The organism is Candidatus Zixiibacteriota bacterium (assembly GCA_026397505.1).
Taxonomy (GTDB): Bacteria; Zixibacteria; MSB-5A5; order GN15; family PGXB01; genus JAPLUR01.
Genome location: JAPLUR010000088.1, coordinates 20281 through 30488 on the forward strand (window position 1 = coordinate 20281; position 10208 = coordinate 30488).

Consider the following 10208-nt stretch of genomic DNA (forward strand, 5'->3'; position numbering starts at 1 on the left):
TTTTTAGAGGTGACATGACAGAATCGCAGTTTATATATGTTAAAGGTGCCCGCGAGCATAACTTAAAAAATATCGACATCAAAATTCCCCGCAATAAGCTGGTGGTAATCACCGGCTTATCCGGATCGGGAAAATCCACGCTGGCCTTTGATACCATCTATGCCGAGGGGCAAAGACGTTATGTGGAATCCCTTTCGGCCTATGCCCGGCAGTTTTTGGGGCTGATGGATAAGCCGGATGTTGACTTCATCGAGGGTCTTTCCCCGGCCATTTCCATCCAGCAGCGAGGCGTGGCCAAAAATCCCCGTTCCACGGTCGGGACAGTCACCGAAGTATATGACTATCTCCGTCTTCTGTTCGCCCGAATCGGTGTCCAGCATTGTGTCAAATGCGGCCGGCCCATCACCCGGCAGACGGTCGAGCAGATTGTTGATTCGGTGCTCTCCTTCGAGGAGGGCTCCCGACTGACGGTCATGGCGCCGCTGGTACAGGGGAGAAAGGGAGAACATAAGGAGATTTTTGAAACCGCCAAGCGTGAGGGATTCGTTCGTCTGCGGATTGACGGGGAAATCGTCGAGATCGACAGCGACATAAAATTGAGCAAAACCGTTAAGCATACGATCGAAATCGTGATCGACCGGCTGGTGGTCAAAAAATCATCCGCCCGCCGTCTGGCCGACTCGGTCGAAACAGCCCTGAAGACCGGGGGCGGCATCGTTCTTATCAGCATCAGCGGCAAAGATCATCTTTTCTCCGAGCAGTCCGCCTGTGTTCAATGCGGTATCAGTTATGAGGAGCTGGCGCCGCGGATGTTCTCGTTCAATTCTCCCTTTGGGGCCTGCCCGACCTGCTCGGGTCTGGGACAGAAGATGGAAATCGATTCCAACCTGGTCATACCTAATCCCTCGCTTCCGGTCGGTGGCGGCGCCATCCATCCCTGGGGAATTGATATTTCCAACTGGTATCGTAGCATGCTCCGAGGCGTGGCGCGCCATTATGATTTCAAATTTACGGCGCCATTTGCATCTCTCCCGCCCAAAGTGCAGAAGGTGATACTTCATGGCTCCGGCAAAGAGCATATCCATTTTGAGTATGAACATTCCAACGGGCGCGGTTCGGGCGAATATATCGGTCCCTATGAAGGGGTGATTCCCCATCTGGAACGACGGTACCGTCAAACTAATTCCGCCGGCATCAGGCAATGGATAGAACAATATATGTCGATCTCCCCCTGCCCCGACTGCAAGGGGGCAAGGTTGAAACCGGAGGCGCTGGCGGTGATTATCAACCGGGAGACTATTGAAACCATCACGGGTATGTCCATAAAGGATGCCCGTTGTTTCTTTGAAAATATCAAATTGACCCGGCGACAAGAACTGATCGCCCGTCAGATCCTCAAGGAAATCAAGAACAGGCTTTCTTTCATGGATAATGTCGGGCTGAATTATCTCACGTTGAATCGGGCCACCGTCTCTCTTTCCGGCGGGGAATCGCAGCGTATCCGCCTGGCCACCCAAATCGGCTCGCGATTGGTGGGGGTGATGTATATCCTCGATGAACCCTCGGTCGGCCTGCACCAGCGCGACAACCGGAAGCTGTTGCAGACCCTGACCGACCTGCGCGACCTGGGGAATACGGTTATTGTCGTCGAGCATGACCGCGAGACCATCGAATCGGCCGACTATGTTATTGACCTGGGGCCCGGTGCCGGAAATATGGGGGGGAAAGTGGTCTGCGAGGGAACTCCGATGCAGATCAAAAAATGCCGAGACTCTCTTACCGGCGCATACTTGAGTCACCGGAAGACGATTCCCGCGCCTAAAATCCGCCGCTCACCCAATTGGAAATATCTGGTGGTGAAAGGGGCGCGCGGCAACAACCTGAAAAGCCTCAATGTAACCTTGCCGCTGGGAGTGTTCACGGTGGTCACCGGGGTTTCCGGGTCGGGCAAATCGACCCTTATCAATGAGACATTGTATCGTATCCTGGCACGGCAGTTTTATAATTCGCGTGAGGCTCCTCTTCCTTATGATTCAATAGAAGGCTTGGAACATATCGACAAGGTCGTTGATATCGACCAGTCCCCTATCGGCCGGACACCGCGCTCCAATCCGGCCACCTATACCGGTGTCTTTACCTTTATCCGCGACCTCTATGCCCGGCTCCCCGAAGCGAAGATGCGCGGCTATCAACCGGGACGGTTTTCGTTCAATGTCAAAGGCGGGCGGTGCGAGGCCTGTCAGGGTGACGGGATCATCAAGATTGAGATGCACTTTTTGCCCGATGTCTATGTTCCGTGCGAGGTCTGCAAGGGAAAACGGTTCAATCGCGAGACGCTCGAGGTTACTTTCAAAGGTAAATCGATTGCCGATACGCTCGATATGACCGTTGACGAGGCGCTGATATTCTTCGAACATGTTCCCCGTATCAGACGGAAGCTGATGACCATCAAGAGCGTCGGCCTGGGGTATATTCACCTCGGCCAGCAGGCGACAACACTCTCCGGCGGCGAGGCCCAGCGGGTGAAACTCTCGGCGGAGCTTTCCAAGACCGCCACCGGCTCCACTCTATATATTCTTGATGAACCGACGACCGGTCTGCATTTTGAGGATATCCGCATGCTTCTGGGCGTGCTCAACGAACTGGTTGACCGCGGTAATACGGTGCTGGTCATTGAACATAACCTTGATGTCATCAAAACCGCCGATTATATCATTGATATCGGCCCCGACGGGGGCGATGACGGCGGACAGATAATTGCGGCCGGTACTCCCGAGGAAGTGGCCGCGGTCAGGAGTTCCTACACCGGACAGTATCTTATCCGGGAGCTTGGAACCTGACATCTGTCTCTTCACCATCCCCGTTACTCACCATAAATTAGAACCATTTCCCGGAATAATCGGTGACATCATGACTGTCACTGTCTGATAGTACATCAAACCACCGCCATTTATTTTGCATTTAACTGTATTTTTTTCTTGCAGACTGGTTTTAACATTTCTATTCTTCATGCGATGATTAGTCTGAACCAAGAGAAAATGGAAGTTCATTGCACGGCGGTGACAGGATGTCGGGGCGCTATTGGTGCAAACAACGACTGCCGTTCGAAAGTCGAAATCATCTTCTAACCAACCGTAACGAAAGGAGCCATAAAATGGCGATGAGAAGAAAAGCGAAACCGAAAGCGAAGAAAGCCAGAAGGCCGGTAGGCAAGGCTTGGCGCGGCGACGAACTCAAGAAGCTTCGCGATGGATACAAGAGCAGACCTGCCTCGAAAATTGCCAAGGAGCTGGGACGCTCGTTGGCTTCAGTGCGCGGCAAGATCAGCGCTCTGAAATTGAGAAAAGGACCCGCCAGAAAGGCAAAACCGAAAGGGAAGAACCTTTTTCGCATGTCCCTCCTAGAAACCCGTTCCGCCGTTGCGGAACGGGTTTTTTGCCGCCTCCGCACTCAGCCCCTGCCGCGAAAACATATCGCCGGCCGCCTGCAGGAAGCATTATCGATAACTGGCTGAGTCAGCCCTACGACCATATCATCGCCATTCCGACAGTTGCATCGATCAGGGAAGACGCTTACCCCGGCTCCTATGGATTCGACTATCTTGTTTCCAATGCGGGTGATTCGGCCATGGATATTAAAGAAAAGGATTCTCCGCTGCCGCAGGGATTTGCTCTCGAGCAAAATTACCCCAACCCGTTCAATCCGACCACCAGCATCAGCTTTTCTATAGGACAGCGGGCGCACGTTGAGCTGGCCGTTTACAATTTATTGGGAAAGATGATCAGGGTCCTCGTGGATGAGACAAAATCTGCCGGCAATTACACCGCCGTCTGGGATGGCACCGACCATACCGGCCGCCTTGTGGGAAGTGGCATCTATTTCTATCGGCTAAAAGCCGAAAATTCCTCGGCGGTCAAACGGATGCTGCTGCTGAAATAATCTCAGTCACCATCAAGTGGCTCTGATTCAAGCGTAAGGTAGCCTGACAGACATAAAAACCCCGCGACATATATATGGCCGCGGGGTTTTAATAATCAGATTATCGAAGGTTATAGAAAACGTCGCGCCCGAGATACTGCGCTCCGGCGCCAATTGATTCCTCGATACGGAGAAGTTGATTATACTTGCAGATACGGTCGGTGCGGCAAACCGAGCCGGTCTTGATCTGCCCGGTACCCGCCGCCACAACCAAATCGGCGATCGTGGTGTCTTCCGTTTCGCCGCTCCGGTGCGATACCACCGCCGTAAATCCGGCTTTTTTGGCCATTTCAATCGCATCGAGCGCCTCGGTCAGAGTACCGATCTGATTCAACTTTATCAGAATGGAATTGGAGGACTTTTCCTTGATTCCCTTGGCCAGACGTTTGGGATTGGTGACATAAAGGTCATCGCCGACAATCTGAACCGTCTTCCCCATCCGCTCCGTCATCCTTTTCCACCCCTCCCAGTCATCCTCGGCTAAACCGTCTTCGATAGAGATGATCGGATACTTCTTTACCAGTGCCTCGTAGAAATCAATCATCTGCTCCGAAGTGAACTTCTTCCCCTCGCTCTTGAGATTGTAGATTTTCTTCTTGGCGTCATAGAATTCCGATGAAGCCGGATCGAGCGCCAGAAGAACATCCTTGCCCGGTTTATATCCCGCCTTCTCAATCGCCTCCATAATAACGGTAAGCGCTTCCTCGTTCGATTTCAAATCGGGCGCAAAACCACCCTCATCACCGACCGAAGTATTGTATCCTTTCCCCTTGAGTACCTTCTTGAGACTTCCAAAAACCTCCGCGCCGATTTGCAGGGCCCCGGCAAACGACTTGGCTCCCACCGGCATGATCATGAATTCCTGAAGGTCAACATTGTTGTCGGCATGCTTGCCGCCGTTGAGGATATTCATCATCGGTACCGGAAGATACTTGCAGTTGGTGCCGCCGATATATTCGTACAGATACCGCCCAATAGATTGCGCCGCCGCTTTGGCCGTGGCCAGTGAAACCCCCAATATGGCGTTGGCGCCGAGCGCCGATTTGTTCTCGGTGTTATCCAGTTTAATAAGGAAATTATCCAGCGCCACCTGGTCGTAGGGATCGATATTTTTCGATAATATGGCCGGAGCGATTTTCTCGTTGACGTTGCTGACCGCTTTCATCACCGACTTGCCGAAATAGATTTTGGCCTCGCCGTCTCTCAGTTCTACCGCTTCGTGCGTTCCGGTGGAGGCGCCCGATGGCACTGCGGCCCGGCCAAGCGAACCGTCGGCCAGAACCACATCAACCTCGACCGTCGGCGTCCCGCGGGAATCGAGTATCTGTCTGGCTGAGATATAATCGAAATCGGACATCGCTGTTCCTTTCCTGCTTATCCCAAATTTTGGACAAATCTAAGGCGGGGGATTAGAGTCGGCAATATAAAAATTTGCTTGGAAAATATAGCTTTAGATTTATATTATTCTGTGGGTAATGCAGCGAATTGATGAAGCACCGATTATTTATATGGCGCGAACAAGGCCATATAGATTTTATTCTGGGTGTGAGAATAGTTCAAAATGATTGAGAAGGGCGGAGGTCAAATGAAAAAATTCGGCTTACTTCTTTTGTTATCGGTGATTTTCGGGGGGGCGTTGATTTTGCTCGTTACCTGCGATGACAATCCGATCAAGACAGAACCGGAGGTTTCGGATTATGATATATATTTCCGGGACTTCAACTATGGAAAATTTTATGTCTTTAATACTAAAGCCATGGCCCTGGTGGACACTTTTGAGTTACCCTATCCTGGAGCGGAACCCCAAGTTTCAGCCGACGGTCGATATTTGTTCATCCCGCATGAAAAGGTAGCGGTCGTTGATGTAAAAACCAAGGAATTGGTGACCGAATTGGATGCATCAGGGGACAGGGTTGAGATATCGCCCGATAACAGATTTATAGCAGTGTTGGGCGATTCATTGGCGATATTTGATGCGGTCAGTTTCACAAAAGTATTCACCGATACAATAAATCCGCTTTACGGGCATTTTACACATAATAGCGGAAGATTTTATTGCACGATCTACCCACCACTGCTAGGATATCAGCTTTATCGCCTTGACCTAAGCACAGAGCCGCCCCTTGCGGAAATAATCGGATATCCGGGCCATTTCCCTGGTTTCGCGGTAGTCTCTAGAGATGAGAGCCATATTTATCTTATAGCCGGTAATCCAATAATGTATTTCGAGATTTATAACCGCCTTACCGATTCGCTGGAATTTTCGCACCGTCTCCAGACATGGATTGCATATATTACTATATCGCCGGACGGCAAATATGTAATATATGACGAGGGGGAACGATTTGTGACCACAGAGGATCCACTGTCACCAAGAACGATATCGGTTTACGATGTGGCAGCACAGCGCATGAAAACGGTCATACCTACATTTGGCGTCGTCGCCGATTATATGGAAGGAATTCCTGCGGGCAATCTTATTGTTACCCCGGATTGTCGCTGGCTGGTGGCCGGCGGTGGCGGTCTGGTTCTGGTCGATTTACAGAAAATGCAAACGATGAAAATAATTACTCTGCCATATACAGCTATTGGTCATGTTTCGTGCCGACAAATAAAAAAGTAGCATCTTTGCTCTGGTCTGATATAAACCACACTTGCATCACCAGACTACCCCCTAAAACATAACCTCTCTTTCCCGATAACTATATATGCAGAAATAACTTTGATTATTGAGATGGTTATTTTATATTCCACCTTTGGAGAAAATGATACCTGTAAATAGCAAAAAAGTCCTGGTCACCGGCGCCGGCGGATTTATCGGCTCGCATCTGGTGGAAACCCTGCTGAAACAAAAAGCAGAAATAACCGCCCTGGTGCGCTATACTTCCTCCGGAAAAGCCGGCTGGCTGGAATATCTCCCGGAAAAAGCCAAAAAGAGCCTCCACATTATATATGGCGACATCCGCGACCCCGATATCTGCCGAAAGGCGGTTGAGGGCAATGAGTATATATTCCATCTGGCGGCCCAAATAGCTATTCCCTATTCATATATCGCGCCGCGCGATTTTCTGACTGTCAATGCGCTCGGAACATCCAATATGCTGGCCGCGGCCAGACAGGCCAAAATCAAGAAATTCCTGCATGTTTCCACTTCCGAGGTTTATGGCAGCGCGCAGTATGTCCCGATCGATGAAAAACACCCCCAGGTGGCACAATCCCCCTACTCCGCCTCCAAAATCGCCGCCGATAAGATGGTCGAATCGTTCCATCTCAGTTTTGGCCTGCCGACTGTCACAATCCGGCCATTCAACTGCTACGGCCCACGCCAGTCGGGACGGGCCATAATCCCGACTATCATTCTTCAGGCCCTGCATGGCAATGTAATCAGGCTGGGGAATATCACCACTCGCCGCGACATGAACTACGTGACTGATATTGTCGATGGCATGATCGCCGCCTGTTTCACAAAAGCGACAACCGGCAAAACCGTCAATCTGGCCACCGGCAGAGATTATTCAATTGAGGAAATAGTCGCCCTGGTCGGCCAAATAATGGGCAAAAAGCTGTCCATAAAAAGCGAAAGACGGCGCATCCGTCCCGATAAGTCAGAAGTCTTGCGACTTCAGGGGGATAATCATCTGGCCAGAAAGCTTTTCAGATACAAGCCGAAATTTCAGATCAAAAATGGCCTGATAGATACGATCGCTTTTTACGAAACCAATCGGGCTCTCTATAAAAAGGAGGATTACCAGCTTTGACCTCCTCCATCAAACAGGCGGTGATTCTGGCCGGAGGCGAAGGGCGAAGACTTCTCCCCTATACCAAAATCCTCCCCAAACCGCTCTGGCCGGTCGGAAATGTTCCAATTGTGGAAATCCTTTTGCGCCAACTGGCCCACGCCGGGATCAAAGAGGTCATCATGGCGGTCGGATATCAAGCCGATCTCGTCAAGATGATAATCGGTTCGGGGCAGCCATTCGGTCTCAAAATTCGATATTCACTCGAGAAAAAGCCGCTGGGGACTGCCGCGCCGCTGAAAAGAATAAAGAACCTTGATTCCAATTTTCTGGTTCTAAACGGCGACCTTCTGACCGATCTGCCGTTCAGGGATTTCATCAAAGCACATCTGAAAAATAATTCCCCGGCCACCGTGGCCGTTTTCAAACGGTCGGTAAAAGTAGATTTTGGAGTAATTGAGGAAAAAAATGGCAGAATAACCGGTTATCGTGAGAAACCGGTTTTGCCCTATTCGGTTTCGATGGGGATATATGCTTTCCGCCGCGAAATATTAAAATATATTCCGGTCGGACGGTTTGATTTTCCCGATTTGGTTTTGAAGTTGATTAAAGCCGGACAGAATCCTCATATATATCGCTTCAATGGTCGATGGCTTGATATCGGCCGCCCCGATGATTGGGAAAAGGCGGATAAATTGTTCGACAGAAAGCCGCAATTATTTTTGCTCTGAGTGTCGTAGAAAGGTTTTAATCCGCCGATAATATTGATATTGGACTTATAAAGATTAAGGATCGATAGAAATGAAATATCTCGTAACCGGCGGCGCCGGCTTTATCGGAAGCAATATTGCGCATGAACTGGTTAAAAGGGGTGACGAGGTTCGTATCCTCGACAACTTCTCGACCGGACGTAAAATCAATCTGGTCGATATAGAAAGCTCCATTGAGCTTCATGATGGAGATATCCGCGATTTCTGGACCGTCCGCGAGGCGGTCGAGGGAATTGACTATATTCTGCACCAGGCGGCGCTTCCCTCGGTGCCCCGCTCGGTCAAAAATCCGCTCACTTCGAACAGTGTCAACATCGACGGCACCTTGAATCTATTAGAGGCCGCCAAGCAGGAAGGCGTGAAACGATTCGTGATGGCCTCTTCCTCCTCGGTCTATGGCGATACGCCGGAGCTTCCCAAGCGCGAAGATATGCCGATTGATCCTCTCTCACCGTACGCTGTCACCAAACTGACCGGCGAAGAATACTGCAAGATATTCTATGAATTATACGGCCTCGAGACAGTAGCGCTCCGGTATTTCAATATTTTCGGGCCGCGTCAGGATCCCAACTCTCAGTATTCGGCAGTCATACCGAGATTCATCAATGCCTTTCTGGCCGGGAAAAGACCGGTCATATTCGGCGATGGTGAGCAGTCGCGCGATTTTACTTTCGTGGCCAACGCGGTCGAGGCCAATATCCTGGCGACCACGGCGGAAAAGGCGGTCGCCAAGTACTACAATATTGCCTGCGGCGGACAGTACACCCTGAACGCCCTTATCAAAATGCTGCAGGAAATAATCGGCGTCGATATCGAACCGGTCTATGATCCTCCCCGCCGCGGCGACATTCTTCACTCTTTCGCCGATATCCGGCGCGCCGGGCAGGACCTCGGCTTCCAGCCAAAAATCGATTTTGCTGCCGGACTGCGCAAGACCGTGGAATGGTTCGCCGCGCAGTTCAACTCACAGACCCCGGTCGGGGGATTCAGAATCAATTAATTCTCTTTCGATAAAAAGATCCCCGAATATATACAGCCCGTGGCGAAAGCACCGGGCTGTTATTATTTGTGTTTAACTGGAAATTGAATAGAATACTATCTAATCTTCAAAGAGGTCGTCGAACTTCTTCTTATGCGAATCCTTGGCCTCTATTGGAGTCTGTTTCTTATCATGCGAATGCACCGCCAGTCGCGCCTGAAAAAAATCGCAGAAATTCGATTTCTCCTTGATCGGAATCGGTGCCTCGATCGATTCCCGGCACTGCCATCGCGCGGTGGGATCAAAAAAACGGCATCCGCGGCAGGTCCGCAGGTCCGAAAGACATTGCGAGCAGGAATCGGATCGGGTTGGTTTCCCCTCAATACCGGTTGCCCTTCCGCAATTCCAGCAAATCAGTCCCGGCATAAATGTAATATCCTCGTCAAATCAGAATTTCAATCATACGCAGGCAGGGAGGCAAATGGATTTTCCTCTTCCACCCTCCTGTTTCCGTGTCAACTCAGCCCTGGCAAAACTCCTGCATAGATAATATACGCGGATTCCGTCCTCCGGCCAAGTTCTTTTTGATTTATTCGGGTACTTGCGGTAATATCTTTATAAGTGTGTAAAAACGACAAGAGGTGTATCCTTAAGATTTACAAGCTGATTCAAAAGGAGACACCTAATGTCGTATAACGAGTTAGATTTTAGCAGGAGAAACATAGTCTTTGCGCTTTCGGAAGT

9 protein-coding genes are annotated in these 10208 nt (G+C 50.4%); 7 read left to right on the forward strand and 2 right to left on the reverse strand.

Annotation, left to right across the window (positions count from 1 at the left end):
- Positions 1 to 14 precede the first annotated feature (14 nt).
- The 3 genes from uvrA (at position 15) to NT002_09310 (ending at position 3939) form a co-directional block, all read left to right on the forward strand.
- Positions 15 to 2840 (forward strand): excinuclease ABC subunit UvrA, encoded by a 2826-nt coding sequence (uvrA, locus tag NT002_09300; protein ID MCX6829460.1) that lies wholly within the window; start codon positions 15 to 17, stop codon positions 2838 to 2840.
- A gap of 314 nt (positions 2841 to 3154) precedes the next feature.
- Positions 3155 to 3514 carry a hypothetical protein gene (locus NT002_09305; GenBank protein ID MCX6829461.1) on the forward strand — a complete coding sequence of 120 codons (360 nt, stop codon included), beginning with the start codon at positions 3155 to 3157 and terminating at the stop codon, positions 3512 to 3514.
- Positions 3436 to 3939, forward strand: coding sequence for a T9SS type A sorting domain-containing protein (locus tag NT002_09310; protein MCX6829462.1), 504 nt, complete (start codon positions 3436 to 3438; stop codon positions 3937 to 3939). Before NT002_09305 ends, NT002_09310 begins: the two co-directional genes overlap by 79 nt.
- Positions 3940 to 4039: 100 nt before the next feature.
- On the opposite strand, the gene eno is transcribed toward NT002_09310, so the two are convergent.
- Positions 4040 to 5335, reverse strand: coding sequence for a phosphopyruvate hydratase (gene eno, locus NT002_09315; GenBank protein ID MCX6829463.1), 1296 nt, complete (start codon positions 5333 to 5335; stop codon positions 4040 to 4042).
- 228 nt (positions 5336 to 5563) lie between these two features.
- On the opposite strand from eno, the gene NT002_09320 reads away from it, so the two are divergent.
- From NT002_09320 to NT002_09335, 4 genes are all read left to right on the forward strand, one after another.
- A complete protein-coding gene (locus NT002_09320; protein MCX6829464.1) occupies positions 5564 to 6601 on the forward strand; it encodes a hypothetical protein in 1038 nt (345 codons plus the stop codon).
- Between the two features lie 142 nt (positions 6602 to 6743).
- The gene (locus tag NT002_09325; GenBank protein ID MCX6829465.1) at positions 6744 to 7736 is read left to right on the forward strand and encodes an SDR family NAD(P)-dependent oxidoreductase; all 993 of its coding nucleotides are present in this window, start codon (positions 6744 to 6746) and stop codon (positions 7734 to 7736) included.
- A complete protein-coding gene (locus NT002_09330) occupies positions 7733 to 8446 on the forward strand; it encodes a sugar phosphate nucleotidyltransferase (GenBank protein MCX6829466.1) in 714 nt (237 codons plus the stop codon). Before NT002_09325 ends, NT002_09330 begins: the two co-directional genes overlap by 4 nt.
- 70 nt (positions 8447 to 8516) lie before the next feature.
- Positions 8517 to 9485, forward strand: a complete 969-nt coding sequence (locus tag NT002_09335) for an SDR family oxidoreductase (GenBank protein MCX6829467.1) — start codon at positions 8517 to 8519, stop codon at positions 9483 to 9485.
- 99 nt (positions 9486 to 9584) lie between these two features.
- On the opposite strand, the gene NT002_09340 is transcribed toward NT002_09335, so the two are convergent.
- Complete coding sequence (locus tag NT002_09340) at positions 9585 to 9890, reverse strand: hypothetical protein (GenBank protein ID MCX6829468.1); 306 nt, start codon at positions 9888 to 9890, stop codon at positions 9585 to 9587.
- Positions 9891 to 10208: the final 318 nt, after the last annotated feature.

What these genes read in the sequence shown, in the direction of transcription:
- NT002_09325 (MCX6829465.1), top strand. Translation starts at nt 6,744, where the DNA reads ATGATACCTGTAAATAGCAAAAAAGTCCTGGTCACCGGCGCCGGCGGA.
- NT002_09335 (MCX6829467.1), top strand. Translation starts at nt 8,517, where the DNA reads ATGAAATATCTCGTAACCGGCGGCGCCGGCTTTATCGGAAGCAATATT.
- NT002_09305 (MCX6829461.1), top strand. Translation starts at nt 3,155, where the DNA reads ATGGCGATGAGAAGAAAAGCGAAACCGAAAGCGAAGAAAGCCAGAAGG.
- NT002_09340 (MCX6829468.1), bottom strand. Translation starts at nt 9,890, where the DNA reads ATGCCGGGACTGATTTGCTGGAATTGCGGAAGGGCAACCGGTATTGAG.
- NT002_09320 (MCX6829464.1), top strand. Translation starts at nt 5,564, where the DNA reads ATGAAAAAATTCGGCTTACTTCTTTTGTTATCGGTGATTTTCGGGGGG.
- uvrA (MCX6829460.1), top strand. Translation starts at nt 15, where the DNA reads ATGACAGAATCGCAGTTTATATATGTTAAAGGTGCCCGCGAGCATAAC.
- eno (MCX6829463.1), bottom strand. Translation starts at nt 5,335, where the DNA reads ATGTCCGATTTCGATTATATCTCAGCCAGACAGATACTCGATTCCCGC.